Consider the following 17,833-nt stretch of genomic DNA (forward strand, 5'->3'; position numbering starts at 1 on the left):
CGTCAGGCTCCCGCGGTGGCAGCGGCGCGCTGCGCGACGGCCACCGACAGTTCGGCCACTGTCGGGTACTGGAACACCAGTGCCGGCGACAATGACACGCGGTAGCGGTCCTCCAGCGAACCGACGAGATCGACCGCCTGCATCGACCCCAGTCCGTAGCTGCCGAGGTTCTCCTCCGGCTCGATGTCGTGCGCCGGCACGCCGGTGCGGTCGGCGATGAAGGTGGTGATGAAGTCCGCGATATCGTGTTCGGTGCTCATGGGTGTCGTCCGTGCAAGGGTGAAGACGGGTCGGCATGCTGCGCGGACGCGGCCGCCGGAATCAGGGTTTCCAGTGCGCGGCGGACCTGCCGGCGCACGCTGCGCGGCGTGGCCGCCAGCTCGAGCGGCGGCCAGCCGGCGACATCGAGTCCGCACGTCCACAGCGCTGCCCAGTCGGCTGCACTGGCAGCCGGCTCGACGTACAGCCGGTGCAGCGCGGCAGCCAGTGCGGCGTGGGCACCCGCAACCGGCGGCGGCGCGAACTCGGGCCAGTGCACCTCCGCCACCGCTGCGCGTCGCTGCGGGCGCCAGCCGGCGCGGATCTCGTCGATCATCGGTGCGAGCACCGGCGCCGGGCCGATCTCGACGAATTCGCTGACGCCGGCGTCGAGCATGGTGTGCACCGACTGCATCCAGCGCACCGGGCTGTAGAGATGGGCCGCCATCACGTCGGCGATCTGCGCGTCGTGCGGTCGTGCGGTCACGTTGGCAATGACCGGAATGCGCGGGGGCTGGAACGACGTTTCGCGCAGCGCCTGCGCGAACTCGGTCGCTGCCGGCCGCATGTGGCGCGAATGGAAGGCGCCGCTGACGCGCAGGCGCACCGCCCGCGTGCCCGCCTCGCGGCAGCGTTCGACGAAGGTGTCGATTTCGCCCGACAGGCCGGCGACGATGGTCTGCGTGGGACTGTTCTCGTTGGCGATCTCCAGTCCATCGACGCCCATCCGCACGATCAACGCGTCGACCTCGTCGCGCCCGGGGCCGATGACAGCCGCCATCGCGCCGTCGCGGATGGCGGCCATGATGCGGGCGCGACGGTCGACCAGACGCAGTGCGTCGATGAAGTCGAGCGCGCCAGCCGCCGCCAGCGCGACGAATTCACCGATGCTGTGTCCGGCCAGCATGGTCGGCGCGCCGTGCCGGTGCTCGTGATCCAGATAGCCGAGATAGCCGGTGACGAACAGCGCGGGCTGCGTATAGCGGGTGTCGATCAGACGGTCGGCGCCGTCGGTGCACAGTTCGTGCAGGCTGTAGCCGAGCACGGCATCAGCCTGCTCCACCAGTCGCGGATAGCGCTCGAACAGTTCGACGCCCATGCCCTTGCGCTGCGCGCCCTGCCCTGGAAAGACGACCGCCTTCACGACAGCATCTCCGCGCCGGTCTTCGATGGCTGTGCCAACCAGCGCGCCTCGCGCAGTTCAAGGCCGTCGATCTGCAGCACGATGCGGCCGTCGATCTCGCCGCGCACGCCCAGGCGACCGCTGTCAGCGTCCGCGCTCAGCAGCAGGCGTTGCGGTCCCGCGGTCGGCAGCTCGGCCCAGCTCACCCGCGCCGCGCGGTAAGGCAGCAGCGGCGCCGTGGTGGCGTCGCGGAACATGCCCTGCAGTGCGCGGGCGACGGCCACCGTCCAGTGCATCCACAGCGCGCGCGGATCGTCTGACGACGGGGCGACGTCCATCACGAAGGCCGGCGGACCACCCGCCGCCGCCTCCAGAGCCTCGCCGGTGACGATGCGCTCGACGCGCAGCAATGTCTGCGCGCCATCGTCCGCCTGCGCGCGGTAGCGCAGGCCGCCGTCGGCACGGGTCGGCAGCACGCGCCGGTGACGCGGCGACGCGGCCGCCCAGGCGACGTCGATGAAACTGACGGCGCCGCTCGTCGCCACATGACCCGGCCACGGCAGCAGAGACGGCAGGCAGGCAGGCCTGCGACCGAACAAGCCGATCCACGGGCCGAGCAGTGCGTCGATGTCGTGCGGCACAAGGGCGGGCGGCACATCGGCGGGCGGCACATCGGCGGCAGGCTGCGGCGCAACCGGTGCCACCGCCCTGAACCACACGCGATCGCGGCGGAAAGGCAGCGTGGGCAGCGGCACCCGCGCCGGACAACCCACGGCGTAGCGCGCGGACAGCTGTTCGCTCAGCGAGGGGAATGCGAGCTCCGCCCGCAGCCAGTCGGCCAGCCCCGCTGCGCTCCGCCAGTCGGGCAGCGGCCGCTCGCCGCCTCCGTCCTTCGCGCTCTGCGCGACGACCACCATGGGGGCGGGCGCATCGCACAGCCACGCCGCGAGTTGCAGCGCGAGCCCACTGACGTCCGTCGCCGCGACAGCAAGCCGATGCGATTGCAGATCGCGGCCGAGAAAAAGCGAACTGGCCAGCGCCTGCAGCGTCGGCGCCAGCGTCGTCCGCGACAGGCTGGCGCGGGCGTGCAGGCGATCCGGCACCGCGGCGGGCAGCGCCTCGCTCAATGCGGCGGCGACTTCGCCCCAGCACATGCAGTCGCGCAGATCGAGCCGCGCGGGGTCGATGCCCAGCCGCTGCGCTGCCGACTGCGCGGCGCGCGTCATCGTGTCCGCATCAACGCCGAGTGCCGGCCACTGCGCGTCGAAATCGAGTGCGCCGCTGGCCTGCTGAAGTGCGAGCAGCACGCGCGGCTGCACATCCGGATACAGGTAGTCGAACAGCTGCGCCGCGCGTGCGCGCAGCGTGTCGGCGTCACGCGCCGACAGCAGAACGACTTCGGCCTCGTCAGCACCGGCCGGCCACACCGGCACGGGCTGCGCCTGCAGCACGACATGCGCATTGACGCCGCCGAAACCGAATGAACTGACCCCGGCCACCCGCGGCCCTTCGCCCCAGGCCTGCGGCCCGCCTGCGATGCGCAGCGGCGAGCCGCTCAGTTCGAGTTGGGGATTGGCGCGGACGAAAGCCGGATGGCCCGGAATCAGCCCGTGCCGCAACGCGAGCACGGTCTTGATCAGACCGGCGATGCCGGCTGCGGCTTCAAGGTGACCGATGCGCGACTTCAGCGCACCGAGGCGGATGTCGCCGGCCGGCGTGCGGTCCGGGTCGGCCGCGCGGCACTGCCGCAACGCCTCGTTCAGCCCGGCGATCTCTATCGGATCGCCCAGCGGCGTGCCGGTGCCGTGCGTCTCGATGTGCGACAGATGACGCACCGCCGGACCGGCCGCCTGCCAGGCCGCGGCGACGACTTCGGCCTGCCCCTTGAAGCTGGGCGCGGTCAAGCTGTGCGCGCGGCCACCGTGGTTCTCGGCAGAGGCGAGGATGCAGGCATGGACGAAGTCACCATCGCGCAGCGCATCATCCAGCCGCTTCAGCACGACGACGCCGACGCCCTCGCCGCGCACATAGCCGTCGGCTTCCGCGTCGAAGGGCCGGCAGCGCCCTGAAGTACTCAGCATGCCCGCCTGACTGAAGGCGACGTGCAGCTCCGGGCTCAGCATCAGGCTGATGCCGCCGGCCAGTGCCAGTTCGCACTGGCCGAGGCGCAGCTGCTCGATGGCGCGATGTACCGCGACCAGCGAACCGGAGCAAGCGGTATCCACCACCTGGCTCGGACCTCTCAGGTTCAGCACATAGGACAGCCGGTTGGCGACCAGGGTCAGCGCCATGCCGGTGGCGCGGTAGGCGTCGTTGTCGCAGTGCGCGGCACGCATCAGCGATGTGTATTCGGCATTGCCGACGCCGGCGAACACGCCGACACGCCGGCCGGACAGGCTGCGCGGCGCGATACCGGCGTCCTCCAGCGCGGTCCATGCGGACTGCAGGAAAAGCCGCTGCATCGGGTCCATCGCTTCGGCTTCGCGCGGCGCGATGCCGAAGTGGCGCAGATCGAAGGCGTCCACGTCGTCGATGAATCCACCCACCGTGGAATACGCGGTATTCGCCGCACCACCCGGCGGCGCGTAATGCGCGCGCCAGTCCCAGCGTGACGGCGGCACCTCGGCGATGGCCGCAGCGTCGCCGAGCAGCGCATGCCAGAAGCCGGCGACATCGGGCGCACCGGGCAGACGCGCCGCAAGGCCGACGATGGCGATGGCAGCGGACGGCTGCATCACACCGTCGCTCCGGCCAGCGCCGGCACGTCCTGCAGCGCGCTCTCGTCGGTCACCGGCACGCCGCTGGCCGCGCACGGCATCGGCAATCCGGCCTTTCGCGCGCGGGTGCGGCCACGCGCATGCTCCTTCGCCAGCTCGTGCATATAGGTCGGGCCGTGCATTTCGTAGTTGTTGCGCAGCGTCGCCAGGTACTCGCGGTGGATGATCTTCTGCTCGCGTTCGATGTCGCGCTTCTGCGCGGCGATGTCGGGCTGGCGATAGAAGCCGGCGAAGTGCTCGGCCACCAGTTTCGACTGCGCTTCCATCATGTCGAGGAAGCCCCAGGTCACCGCCTGAAACAGGCCGATAAAGGCGAGGTTGTCCACGCCGGGCACGAAGATGCGCTTGAACATCGGCACCTTGTTGTCGTCGGCGTTCAGGAACTGCTTGTCGAGGAAGGGGAAGGTGGTCTTGAAGCCGGTCGAATAGACGATGGCGTCGAACTCGCGCACGCTGCCGTCGGCAAAGAACACCTTGCGCCCCTTGATGTGCTTCACCTCGGGCACGATCTTCAGCTTGCCGTCGCCGATGCGGTTGGCGAAGTTCTCCGACAGCGTGGGCAGGCTGGACATCATCAGGTGATCCGGCTTCGGCATGCCCATGCTGCTGTGGCGCTGGATCAGCGCCTTGTACAGCCCGGTGTGCACCAGGTTGAACAGCGGGTAAGGCAGGATCTTCTTGAACCACCAGTCGTTCAGGAAGGCCATCGCGCGGTCCATGCGCAGGCCCAACAGGTAGTGCGGCAGCACATAGACGCCGCGGCGCAGTGAAATGCAGGTCGACTTCGCGGCGTGGCTGATGTCCACCGCCACCTGCGAACCGCTGTTGCCGACGCCGACAACCAGCACGTCCTTGTCACGGTAGTCCTCGCGGTAGCGGTAGTGCTGCGAGTGGATGGCCTCGCCGTCGAACACGTCGCGGTAGTAGTAATCCGGGAAATTCGGTTCGTTGTGGTGACCGTTGGCCACCACCAGCGCGTCGTAGTGGCGCACCTCGCCGCTGTCCAGCGTGACCCGCCAGCCCTTGTCGCCGAAGCGCTCGGCGCGCTTGACCTGGGTGTTCAGCTGTATCCGGTCGCGGAAGCCGAAGTGATCGACATAGCTCTCCAGATAGGCGTGCACCTGCTGATGCGACGGAAAATCCGGGTAGTCGTCCGGCATCGGGAAATCCGTGTACTGGTACAGGCCGCGCGGCGTGTTCTGGTTCATCGCGTGCCATACGGAGGTGAACTTGCGATCCGGATCGAAGGCCCAGATGCCGCCGATGCGGTCACGTCCGTCGAAGCAGTCGAAGGGGATGCCGTATTCGGTCAGCGCCTTGCCGATCGAAATGCCGCCGACGCCGGCGCCGACCACGCACACGCGCGGCAGCTGGCGCGGCGAGCGGCCCTTGCCGCGCAGGCGTTCGAGCATGCGTGCGCCGCCCGGAATGCGTTCGACGAAGGCGCGGGTGAATTCGCGTGCGACCGGCGGCGCGGACAGTGAACGGGGAGCACTCATGCGACGGACCTCCTTGTTTTCGGTGGGGACGAGGGACTTCAGGAATGCAGCGGTGCGCGCTTCACCGATGCGCGCCGAATGCGCGGCGCAGTCGAGCACCACCGGCGCGATGCCGCCGGACAGATGGCGGCGCAGACTGTCGACGATGAGGTCGACCTCGGCGTCGGCGATGTCCAGCGGCGGCAGGAAACGCAGGCTGTTGTTGTGGATCGGGCAGACCGCGACCGCCACGCCCTGCACCGGGTCGCGCAGCATGGCGCCCCACAGCAGGTAGCCGAAGCTGCGCTGAAGGAAGGGATCAGCCCCGGCGAGGTCGAGATCGATGGTAAGCAGCAGGCCTTCGCCACGCACGGCCGTGATCATCGGCAGTTCGCGCTGCAGCGCCGTCAGCTTCGCCCGGAAGGACGCGCCGGTGGCTGCCGCGCGGACGTCCAGCCCCTGCTCGAACACCTTGCGCAGCGCATGCAGCGATATGTGCGCCGACAGCGGGCAGCGCTGGCGGCCGGCCAGTTCCTGCAGGCGCGCCGGGGACCGCGCCAGCGCACGCTGCCGCAGCGCGTCGCTGCACAGCACGACGCCGGTCGGCACCAGCGAATCGCACAGCGCAGTGCCGAGCGCGATCAGGTCCGGCGACGGCACCTGCGGTGCGCTGTGCAGCAGGCGGCCGGTCATCAGATTGGTCTGGGTTTCGTCCACCCCGACCAGATAGCCGCCGGCTTCGCGGTGACGGACGATGAGCTCGACCAGATGCGGCGGCAGCGGGCGGGTGGCGTTGGCGTCCACCTGTATGGTTTCGAACCACACCAGACCGATGTCGCCGGACAGCAGTTCGGCTTCGAGCTTCTGCGCCGCGTCCGGCGCGTGCGCGTCGATGAACACGCTGTGCCGGTACAGCGGCTCGAAGGGCTTGCGGAAGATGTCGAACACCGCGTCGTGCGAGGCCACCGCGCTCAGCATCGAGAAGCCGAGTCCGCCGGAGAAGAACAGCATGCGGCGCTTCTGCGGGCTCGCGAGCGCACCCAGCGTCAGCGCCACCTCGACCGCGGTGACATTGCTCGACGCCGGGAAGGCATACGGCAGGCCGGTGCGCTCGCTCAGCAGCGCGGCCAGTTCACCCCAGTAATCGGTGTTCGCGTCGTGCGCGCGCACCACGCCGTCGATCACGTCCAGCGGGTTCAGGCCGCGCGGGCTGGTGCCCACGTTCACGAAGCAGTCGAGCACCGTGCGCGCGCTACCGTCGCGGTCGCGCAGCAGTGACTTCATGCCGCGTGCCGCTTCGAAGCGCGCGTCGAAGCCGTGCAGGCGCGCCACCCGGGCGTAGCCGGAATTGCCCCAGCGCAGGTGGGCGTCGTAGCAGGCGTCGACATCGGCGTCGATGCGCCGCATCAGCCGGTGCGTGTCGCCGTCGATCGCGTCGGCGAAGCGCGCCAGCAACACCTCGCGCGCCACCGCCAACGGGAAGCCGAAGCTGGTCATCACGTTGCGCACATAGCTTTCGCTGGGCGTCATGCTCCAGGTCTGGTGTACCGGCGCACGCACCATGCAGGCGGCCACCGGCACCTGGCTCGCGGCCATCGATTCGCCGAGCACGATCATGTCGGCGCGCTCGCGGCAGGACGGCGCGATCCACGCCTCAGCCGCCGTGTCCGGATCGTTATTGTCGACCAGCACGCTGAGCACCTCGCGCGCGGCGCAGGCGGCGATCAGGCGGTCGGCGTCCTCGGTTGGCGTGAAGGCGTCGCACACCAGCACGGCCGCCACCGGCGAGGCGCCGCCTTCCAGCCGCTCGATCGCTTCGAGCACGGTGGACACGAACGCCACACCCGGAACCAGTGCGTCGTCCGGGCCGGCGTCGAGCGGATCGAAGTAACGACGCCAGCCTTCTCCCGCGTCGATCAGCAGCAGTTCGCCGCTGCTGTCGGCGTCGCGGTTGCGCGCGCGATGCCGGGCCAGGCGTAGCGCGGCGTCGAGCGCCTCGTGCTGCGAGGTCAGGAAGAGGCAGCGATAGTCCTCGTCGCCGGTCTTGTTCTGCGCGTGGATGCGGTTGAGCAGCAGCGCGACCTGCGCCGACTGCGGCGACAGGATGGCGCAGTGGCCCTGGTCACCGCGCCGCACGTAATCTTCCAGCACCTGCAGCGCGTCGGCGTCGGCCGGCGCGAAGGCGCTGGCCGGCGACAGTGCGGGCACACCCGCCACCTCGCCGCGCGCCGGTGCCACCTCGTCGAGGAAACGCAGCAGCAGACGGTTGTAGGCCTCGAAATGGGTGAAGCCGAGCAGATGCCCGGCGCCCGGGAAGCAGACGTAGCGCGCACCGGGCAGCGCGTCGGCCAGCGCACGACCGTAGGCCGGCTGCATGTAGCGGTCTTCGCGCCCGCTGATCACCAGTGCCGGGCAGCGCAGCGCGGACAGCGCCTCGCGGTGGTCGAAGGCGCCGACAACGGCCTGGTAGGCCGGCAGCGACGGAATGTTCCAGCCGCGGTTCAGTTCCATGAAGCGCTCGCTCATCTGCAGCTCGCGCATCAGCGTCGCGAAGTCGTTCGCCCCCTGCGCGAACGGCGAGGTGACCGTCGCCACCAGCGCCGACACGCGCTGCGGATGGTCAAGGCAGAAGCGCTGCGCCAGCACGCCGCCGAAGGAATAGCCGATGACCGGCAGTGCGTCGGTGATGCCGAGGCCGTCGAGCAGTTCGGCGACGTCGGACGCCATCGACGACAGCGTCAGCGGGCTGTAGAAGTCGGTGCGGCCGCAGCCCGGCATGTGATAGGCGATCAGCCGGTAGTGCTCGCCCAGTTCGCGCAACTGCAGCCGCCACATGACCGAGGTGTGCATGACCAGGCCGCCGAGCAGCAGCACCGGCCGCCCCTGGCCGTAGACCGCCGCCTCGATGGTGCGGCCGGAGCGGCCCTGCACGCTGACCGAACGCGCCTGGTCGACGAAGACCTGCTGTGCATCGAGATGTTCGCGCGAAGGCTGGCGGACGCCGCCTTCGGGGGTGGCGGTGTCCTGTGCGCGGGCGACCGGTACTCGTAAGGGAGCGGGTGCAGGCGGAACGACGGCCCGCGGCGCAGCGGCCCCACCCTGCTCCGCCCACAGCGCCTCGATCGACAGCGGCGCGTCGGCCGCCACGGGCACTACCCGCGTGGCCGGCGCCGCGACAACGGGCGCCGGGCGGGGCGTCGGGGCCGGGGCCGGAGCTGTCCGGACAGGTTCGGGGGCACGGGCAGCGGCGGCGGCTGGCGCGACGGCAACCGACCCTTCGAGTTCACCCAGCACGCGCTTCACGTCGGCGTCGTGATTCTTCAGCAGATAGCGGGTGAGGCCGCGCAGATCCTGGAACTCGAAGAAGACGGTGGGCGGAATGACGATGCCGAAGCGCGCGGTGAAACGGTTGCCGATCTCGGTGGACGAGATCGAATCCATGCCGTAGTCCATCAGTGAGCGCGTCGGTGAAAAATCGGCGGCTTCGAGCTTCAGCACGTCCATGACCAGCGTGCCCAGATCGTGCTCCAGCGCCACTTCCAGCGCCGGCCGCACAGCCGGTAGGCGGGGCGCCGGCGCAGCCGGTGAGGTCGTGGGTGAGATGGGCGGTGACGGCGGCACGACGGTCGGTGCGATCGGCGGTGCCGCGTCCATCTCCAGTCCTTCGATCAGCGCCAGTGCCTCTTCCGGCGAAAGTTCGTCGGCGATGCTCATGTCCATGCGGAACCCCCGGTATGCGTGGTGAAGTCGGTGCTCATGCCGGCAGTGCCTCGGCCGGCGCGGTCTGCGCGGCGCCGTCGAGCAGCTTTCCGGTGACGAAATTGACCGCGCGGATGTACTTCCACAGGTCGACCTCGTAGCGGTGGCGGTCGGTGTCCATGAAGCGGCCCTGACCGAGATCCAGCCGCTCGGGCTGCTGCTTCATCTGCTGCAGGCGACGGAAGTTGTCGCTGCCGGCGATGCGCGCGCGCAGGCAGGCAGCGACGAAGCGCGCCGTGATGTTGAGTACGTTGCCGAGGCCGGACGGCGTGTTCAGATAGCCGACGAACAGCAGGTTTTCGTGGCGCTGCGGCACCATGCGCAGGAACAGGCGATCGAGATCGACGCGCGGATCGAAATCCGCCGCATCGAAAAAGGACAGATCGGTGCGGAAGCCGGTCGCCCACAGGATGAGGTCGATCTGCTCGCGGCTGCCGTCGGCGAATTCGACGGTGCGCCCGTCGATGCGGCGGATGTCCGGTTTGGGCGCCAGGTCGCCGTGACCGATGTGGTAGAGCACCTGGGAGTTCATGATCGGGTGTGCTGCATCGATGCGGTGGTCCGGCGCCGGCAGGCCGAAGTCGGTGCCGTCGAAGCCGGCCAGCTTGAACACCGCGCCGACGTGGTCCCAGTAGGCCTGGGCGTCGGTGAACTTCGGCGCGATGTCCATCAGCCATTCCTGCGTCGGCTTGCCATCGACGAACTTCGGCATGTAGTGGTAACCGCGCCGGGTCGAGTGGAAAGCCGCGTCGGCATTGAGTGCGGCGTCCACCGCGATATCGCAGCCCGAATTGCCGCCGCCCACCACCAGCACGCGCTTGCCGCGGAACTGGTCGGCCGAGCGGTAGTCGCCGGAGTGCACGCTTTCGCCGTCGAAATGGCCGTCGAACTTCGGCACCAGCGGAATGCGCAGCAGGCCGTTGGCGACAACCAGATGGGCGTAGCGGCGCACGCCGCCGTCAGCCAGCTCGCAGCGCCAGCCACCGCCCTCGGGCCGCGCGCGGACGACCCGGGTGTGGAAGCGCGTGTGCGCCTCGACCGTGTAGCGCGCAGCCACCGACATCAGGTAGGCGTACATCTGGCTGTGCCGCGGATAGTGCGGGTAGCTGTCGGGCATCGGCAGGTCGGAAAACTGCGTGTTGCGACGCGAGCTGATCAGGTGCACCGACGCGTACATCTTCGACGCCGGCCCCTCCGGCTGCCAGTTGCCGCCCAGGCCACCACTGGCCTCCAGCACTTCGTAATCCAGCCCCGCTTCGGTCATCGCCTTGGCGACGCCGATGCCCGAGGCGCCGCCGCCGATGATGCCCACGCTGTGATCGAAATTCGTCATGTCTGTCCTTGCGGTGTGCGCTTACTGGTCTGCGGTGGTGCGCATGCCGGCGAGCAGGCGCTTGGCTTCGTCCGGCGCCATGCGACCGGTCTTCACGCGTTCGAGGATGTCGCGCGGCGACAGCGCAGGCGGTGCCGACGGTGTGGCGACGTAGGCCGCCACCGGCTGTTCGATCTGCGGGGCCGAGGCGGCCGCGACCGGCTGCGCCCAGAAGCGCCGGCGCTGGAAGGCGGTGCCGGGCAGCGGCACGCGCCGACGCAGCGGCGGTACCGGCTGAGCACTCCAGTCGTCGAAGGCACCGCTGACCCAGGCACGCGCCAGCGCCGCGGGATCGCTGCCCGCCTCCGCGGGCGCGCCGTCGGCGTCCGCCACGCCCTTGAACACGCCGGCCGGAAGCGCCGAGGCGTCGAGCTGCCAGAACTCGCCTTCCAGACTGGCGCGCAACTGCGCCGCCAGCGTCCCCAGGTCGTCAGCGATCACGGCGAGCCGATTGGGCTGGGCGACGCGCGCCACACGCAGCGTCGCCGCCAGATCGGCCAGCGACAGCGCCTCTCCGCGTTCCAGCGCACGCTCGACATGGCGTGCCAGCGACTGCGCCATCGTGCGCAGCGTGTCCGGCGTGCGCGCCGACAGCACGACGATGTGCGGCCCGGGCAGATCCGCCTGCGGCACGCCCGGCCATTCCTCCACCACCAGGTGCGCGTTGGAACCGCCGGCCCCGAACGAGCTGACCGCCGCCAGCCGCGGCAGCGCGCGTCCGGCCGCGTCGCGCGGCGCCGGCCAGTCGGCCGCGGTGGCCTGCACGCGGAACGGCAGCTTCGAAAAATCGATATTGGGGTTCGCCGGCTCGCTGTGTATCGACGGCGCCAGCCGGCCATGCCGCATCTGCAGCAGCACCTTGCTCAGCGCGGCCACGCCGGCTGCGGATTCGAGATGGCCGATCTGCGACTTCACCGAACCGATCGGCACCACTGCGTCATCCAGCGCGCCTTCGAGCGCCATCGCCAGGCCGCGCAGCTCGATCGGGTCGCCCAGGCCGGTACCGGTACCGTGCGCCTCGATATAGCCCAGGCGCGATGCCGGCACGCCGGCCGCGGCGAAGGCATCCGCAATCACCTCGCTCTGCCCGACCGGTGTCGGCACGGTGAAACCGGACGTGCGCCCGCCGTGGCCGATGGCCGAACCGCGGATGACGCCGTGGATGTGGTCGCCGTCGCGCAGGGCGTCGGCCAGGCGCTTGAGTACCACCACGCCGACGCCCTCGCCCGGCACATAACCGTCGCCGCCAGCGCCGAAGCTGCGGCAGCGGCCGTCGCTGGCGGCGAACTGCAGTTCGCTCAGCATGCGGTAGCGATACGGGTGGGCCGACACATTGACGCCGCCCGCCAGCACCGCGTCGCACTCGCCGGCGCGCAGCAGCAGGCAGGCGGTGTGCAGCGCGGTCAGCGAGGACGAGCACATGCTGTCCAGTGCGAACGAGGCGCCGTTGAAACCCAGCGTGTAGGACACACGATTGGCGATCGAGGCGTAGGACGAATTGGTCAGCGTGGCCGAGCCACCGGCGCCGTAGTACTGGTACTCGCCGTACATGACACCCGCCAGCACGCCGACGCGCGCCCGCTCTCCGTCACGCGACGGCGGCGACTGCAGGGTCTGCGGGGTGTAGCCGGCGTCCTCGATCGCCAGCCAGGACGCTTCGAGGAACAGCCGCTCCTGCGGGTCCATGCGCTCGGCGTCGCGTGGCGCGATGCCGAAGAACAGCGGATCGAAACAGTCGTGCTGGTCGATCAGCGCGGCCCAGCGTGCGTAGGCGCCGCTCTTCCCCGCCTCACCCTCGCGCCGGGTGAAGGCGGGATCGTCCGGCCAGCGCTGCGACAGCTCGCCGACGCAGTCCGTGCCCTGCAGCAGGTTGTCCCAGAAGGTGTCGAGGTCGGTGGCACGCGGATAGCGGCCGGCGATGCCGACGATGGCGATGGCCAGGCCGTGCCCCGCCTCCGTGCCTTGGGCCTCGGCTTCCGGCTGGATGGATGGCGCCGGCGCCGCAGACGCCACCGCGACGGCCGGCGGTGCAGCCTCCACCGGCGGCGCAGCGGCGACGCCGACGAAGCGGGCCGCGGCCTCCGGCTCAGCCGACGCGATGCGCGCAGCGAGGTCCTGCACGGTGTCGGCTTCGTACAGCAGCGTTTTCGGCAGCGATGAAAAGTGCTTGTCCAGTTCGCCGTTCAGGTCCATCACCATGATGGAATCCAGTCCGAGCGACTGCAGCGGGGTCGCCGGCGTGACGCGGGCGCGTGCAATGCCGCAGGCTCGGGCCAGCATGTCGCCGAGCCGGTCACGCAGCGCCGCCGTCGTGTCGGCGCTGGTCGGCGCGACGGATGCCGGCGGCTGCACGAGCGGCTGCGCCGCGGCCGGCTCGACCTCCAGCAGTCGGGCCACGCCGTCGCGCCGGCCGCTGCAGACGACCACGCCGGCCGCGCCGCTCGCCATCGCGCTGCGCAGCGCCTGTACGCCCTGCTCCGCGTCGAGCAGTTCGAGGCCGCGCTCGGCCATCCACTGCATGACCGGCGGCGGGGCCTGCATGCCACTTTCGCTGCGCCACAGCGGCCAGGCCAGTGCCAGCGTGCGACCGCGGCGGGCGCCGCCGGCCACCGCCTGCGCCCGCAGCTCGGCGAAATCGTCCAGCCAGGCATTGGCGTAGGCATAGACGCTCTGGCCGACATTTCCGTGCGCGCCGGCCAGCGACGAGAACAGCACGAAAGCTTCGAGCGGATCGTCGCGCGTGGCCTCGTCGAGCAGGCGGGCGGCGGTGATCTTGGGCGCCAGCACGGCCTGCCAGTCGTCGTCGCCGTGCTTGACGAAGAAGGCGTCGCGCAGCACGCCGGCCGCGTGAATGACGCCGCGCACCGGGCCCAGCGTCGCCCGCACCTGCTGCAGCACACCGGCCAGCGATGCGGCGTCGGTCACGTCGCCCTGCACGTAGACGACCGACGCGCCCTCGCCGCCGAGCGACGCGACTGCGCGTGCGCCTTCGTCGTCGAGCGGACTGCGCCCGACCAGCGCGACGTGCACGCCGCAGCCAGCCAGCCAGCGCGCGAAGGTGCGACCAAGCGCGCCCATGCCGCCGGTGATCAGATAGGTCGCGCCGCGCGTGGGCAACCAGCCGTCCTGCGGCGCGTCCAGCCAGGCGAAGCGCTCCTCTTCGATGCAGCCCTCGTGTATGCGCAGACGCGGGACATGCCCGGGCGACAGCGGGCGGGCCAGCACTGCGGCGACCGCGTCGGCGCGGCGCACCGGGTCGTCGAGGGTGGCGGCATCCAATTCGAGCAGCGCGGCGGACACCCGCGGCGCCTCGAGATGCAGGCTCTTCAGCAGGCCGGCCATCGCGGCGTGGAAACAGCGTCCGTCGTCGGACGACGGCGTGCCCACATAGACCAGTCGCAGTGAGCGTGCGCCGAGCGCGCCCACCAGCAACTGCGCCAGCGCGACGAAGCGCCGCGCGTCGGCCTCGGTGGAGCCGCGCGCGTTGCCGCTCATCCAGACCGCGGTGGCCGGGAAGGCGTCACCGTGCTGCAGCAGTTCGAGCAGGGTGCGCCGATGGGCGGCGTCGCTCGCGTCCATATCCACGCAGTGCCCGTCGTGGAAGCGGAAGCGCGATGCCGTTTCGACGCTCCACAGCGGTTGCGCGGGATACAGGCGACGCAGCCGGGCGGCAAGTCCGCCCAGCCCGACCCCGGCAGCGCCTGCGAGCAGCATGGGCGAGACAGCCAGACCAGCAGGCGATCGCCCGTCGGCGACGACCCACTGTCGCTGCAGCAGATGCAGCGGCGCCGTGCGCGCGCCGTCCCAGGCGCGGAAGCAAAAGCCCTCGATGTCGGCCAGAACGCTGCCGTCGTCTGCGCAGACACGGAAGTCGTAGGCGTGCAGGCCCGGTGCCGGCGTGCCGCGATAGTCGATGCGCACGACGGCGCGTTCGCGCAGCGGCGCGTGCAGCGTCAGGCGGCGCATCGAGAACGGTACGAAGGCGCGCCCGGCCGCCAGCACGGCGTCCGGGGCCAACGCCACCGCGCACTGGAATACGCCGTCGAGCAGGGCCGGATCGATGCGGCCGACGTCGTCGCGCGGAGTGACCGACAGTTCGGCGACGGCGTGTGACGCATCGCGCATCAGTGCCCGTACCGGCTGGAAGTCCGGCCCGTAGCGCAGCCCCATCCGTTCGAAGCGCGCATAGAAGGCGTCGCGGTCGAACGCTCCCGACGGCCGGCCGATGATGAGCGGTGACGCCTCCGTCACGGCCGCACGCAGCGATCCGCGCAGATGAGCCGCGCCGCTGTCCTTGCCACCGCTGCGCACGGCGCAGCGCCCATCGGCTTCCAGCTCCACCGTCACGTCAGCCGGCGCGTCGAGCACCAGCGGGCGTCCCCACATCAGGTCGCGGAATTCGATGGCGTCGCTGCCGGGCAGGCGCGCAGCCAGCAACTGCAGGAAGCCGGCCGCAGGAAAAACCGCGTGTCCGTCGACCACGTGGTTGCGCGCGCGCCAGTCGTCCGGCGCAATGTGCAGCGCACCCGCGAGCGCTGCGCTCGCCGGCGCGACGTCGAAACGCACTGCGGACGGTGTCTGCGCGCCGCCTATCCAGTGGCGGGTGCGGCGGAAGGGATAGCCCGGCAGATCCAGCGGCTGCGGCATGACCGGTCCCGTCGTCAGCCACAGCGCCGACCACTGCACCGGCGCGCCGGACAGCCAGCGCGCCGCCAGCGCGAGCGGGTCGCCGGTGCCTGCATCCGCAGCCGCAGACGCGCCGCCGACAAGGCCCCGCTGCACGTCACCGGCCGACAGCGACTGCAACAGTTCGGCCAGCGAGGCGGCGACGACCAGTGCCCGGGCGCGCAGTGGCGTACGTCCGAGTTGCAGCGTCGCCGCGACGCGGGCGCGTCCGGTCGGTGTATCGAGTTCTGCCAGACGCGGCGCCAGCCAGTCACGGAAACGCGCGAGCACCACATCGAGCTGTTCGTCGTCGCCGGCCGAGAACGGAAACACCGTGGCGACGGCGCCACCAGCGACGTCCGCCGGTACATCGACCCACTCCTCGACGATCACGTGCGCGTTGGCGCCGCCAGCACCGAATGAACTGAGCGCGGCACAGCGCGGCTGCGCCTCGTCGGGCCAGGGCTCAGTGCGCTGCGGAATGCGGAACGGCGTGCGTGACAGATCAATGGCCGGATTGATCCGCGCCGAGTGCAGCGAGGCGAACAGCGTGCGCGCGCGGAACTGCAGCAGAAGCTTGGTCAGTCCGGCGACGCCGGCGGCCGATTCGAGATGACCGATATTCGCCTTGACCGAACCGAGCGCGCAGCGCTGCGGCCGCTCGCCCGCCCAACCGGCGAGCAGGCCCTCGACCTCGACCGGATCGCCCAGCCCGGTGCCGGTGCCATGTGCCTCGACATAGCCGATGCGCGATGCGCCCAGGCCGGCGCGCGCCAGCGTGTCGCGGATCAGCACACCCTGGCTGCGCGAACTGGGCACCGTGTAGCCGGTGGTGCGGCCGCCGTGCGCGATGCCGGTGGCGCGGATCACGCCGAGGATGCGGTCACCGGCCGCGCGTGCGTCGGCGAGTCGGCGCAGCACGACGACGCCCACGCCCTCGCCCGGCACGAAGCCGTCCGCCGCGTCGCCGAAGGCGTGGCAGCGACCGGTGGGCGACAGCATGCGTTGCTGACTCAGCTGAACATACTTGGACGGGTGCAGGTAAAGATTGACGCCGCCGGCCAGCGCCACCGCGCACTCGTCGCGGCGCAGGCTTTCGCAGGCCAGGTGCAGCGCGGTCAGCGACGACGAGCAGGCGGTGTCGAGCGCGATGCTGGGGCCGTCGAAATCGAGTAGCCAGGACAGGCGGTTGGCGACCGACCACGGCATGGCCGTCGGCACCTGACCGCCGCCGCTGCGCCAGTGCGTCTCGCCGAGCAAGGGATAGGACAGCGTGGTGGTGCCGGCGAACACGCCGACGCGCGCGGCCGCTCCGGGCTGCGAGCGCGGCAGGCGCTCCGGCCCGAGGCCGGCGTGTTCCAGTGCGTGCCACGCGCACTCGATGAACAGCCGCTCCTGTGGGTCCATCACGTCGGCATCGACCGCCGACACGCCGAAGAAGGCCGAATCGAAGGCATCGACGTCGCGCAGGAAGCCGCCCCACTTCGACATGCTGGCCCACTGCGTGCGGGCCACCGGATCGCGGCTGAACAGACCGTCGGCGGACCAGCGTTCGGACGGCACTTCGCCGACGGCATCGACGCCGGCTCCCAGGGCAGCGGCGAACGACTCCAGGTCGGCGGCCCCGGGGTAGCGCCCGGCCACGCCGACGATCGCGATCGCCTGATCCATCGCCGCGACGCCGGCATCGGCCGGAACTTCGTCCAGCGTTTCCCACTGGTCGCTGAAGCGCGGCGCCGCGGCGGCGTGCGTGGCAACCGGCGTCAGCGACGCCGACAGCCGCGCGGCCTCGCCGGGAAAGTGCGTGCGCAGATAGTCATGGACATCGGCCACCGTCCTGCAGTCGTACAGGAAGGTCCTGGGCAGCATCGGAAAGTGCGCTTCGAGCACGCGCCCCATGGCCACCACGGACATCGACTCGAGTCCGAGTTCCTCCAGCGTGCCGTGCGGATGAATGCGCGATGCGTCATGCCCTAGTACATCGGCAAATCGATCGATGAGCCACGCCAGCAAGTTGTCGTTCTGCAGTTCCACGCCGATCACCGCCCCGTTCATGACACCCATCCGTGCAGAACGCACGGCGCCGGAGCGCTCAATAGCCATTACCGTGCCAGGGCATTTATGCTTCGCTGCAACATGTGAAATGACGCACGGAAGTGCAGTCCGACCAGCGCTCCATCGGACCGGGCACACGGACACGAAACATCGGCTGCGCAAGGAAAACGCAGGTCAGATTCCGGAAGTGAAACAAGATGTCATGACAGGTGATTCACCCCGCGCACGGTGACGAATGACTTCGGCATCGAAGTTTGCAGTTGGACACAATCTGTCCAGCATTGCGACACATGTACTACTTTTAGCCTAAGACGATGGTCAAATAAATGCTTTTTTGATATCGCAT

General features: G+C 70.2%; 6 protein-coding genes. All 6 read right to left on the reverse strand.

Annotated elements, in window-relative coordinates; all coding sequences use genetic code 11:
• Nucleotides 1-2: 2 nt before the first annotated feature.
• The 6 genes from METFAM1_RS0106335 to METFAM1_RS0106360 are packed head-to-tail and all read right to left on the reverse strand — an operon-like array spanning nt 3 to nt 17,487.
• The gene (locus METFAM1_RS0106335; protein ID WP_019918764.1) at nt 3-260 is read right to left on the reverse strand and encodes an acyl carrier protein; all 258 of its coding nucleotides are present in this window, start codon (nt 258-260) and stop codon (nt 3-5) included.
• Nucleotides 257-1,402 carry an ACP S-malonyltransferase gene (fabD, locus tag METFAM1_RS0106340; protein WP_024300522.1) on the reverse strand — a complete coding sequence of 382 codons (1,146 nt, stop codon included), beginning with the start codon at nt 1,400-1,402 and terminating at the stop codon, nt 257-259. The genes METFAM1_RS0106335 and fabD overlap by 4 nt, the downstream gene beginning before the upstream one ends.
• Nucleotides 1,399-4,116, reverse strand: a complete 2,718-nt coding sequence (locus tag METFAM1_RS0106345) for a beta-ketoacyl [acyl carrier protein] synthase domain-containing protein (protein WP_019918766.1) — start codon at nt 4,114-4,116, stop codon at nt 1,399-1,401. Before METFAM1_RS0106345 ends, fabD begins: the two co-directional genes overlap by 4 nt.
• Nucleotides 4,116-9,356 carry an alpha/beta fold hydrolase gene (locus METFAM1_RS0106350; protein WP_019918767.1) on the reverse strand — a complete coding sequence of 1,747 codons (5,241 nt, stop codon included), beginning with the start codon at nt 9,354-9,356 and terminating at the stop codon, nt 4,116-4,118. The genes METFAM1_RS0106345 and METFAM1_RS0106350 overlap by 1 nt, the downstream gene beginning before the upstream one ends.
• A 34-nt stretch (nt 9,357-9,390) precedes the next feature.
• On the reverse strand, nt 9,391-10,728 hold the full coding sequence (locus tag METFAM1_RS0106355) for a flavin-containing monooxygenase (protein WP_019918768.1): 1,338 nt from the start codon (nt 10,726-10,728) through the stop codon (nt 9,391-9,393).
• 21 nt (nt 10,729-10,749) lie between these two features.
• On the reverse strand, nt 10,750-17,487 hold the full coding sequence (locus METFAM1_RS0106360; protein WP_051102846.1) for an SDR family NAD(P)-dependent oxidoreductase: 6,738 nt from the start codon (nt 17,485-17,487) through the stop codon (nt 10,750-10,752).
• Nucleotides 17,488-17,833: the final 346 nt, after the last annotated feature.

It is taken from the genome of Methyloversatilis discipulorum (genome assembly GCF_000527135.1).
Taxonomy (GTDB): domain Bacteria; phylum Pseudomonadota; class Gammaproteobacteria; order Burkholderiales; family Rhodocyclaceae; genus Methyloversatilis; species Methyloversatilis discipulorum.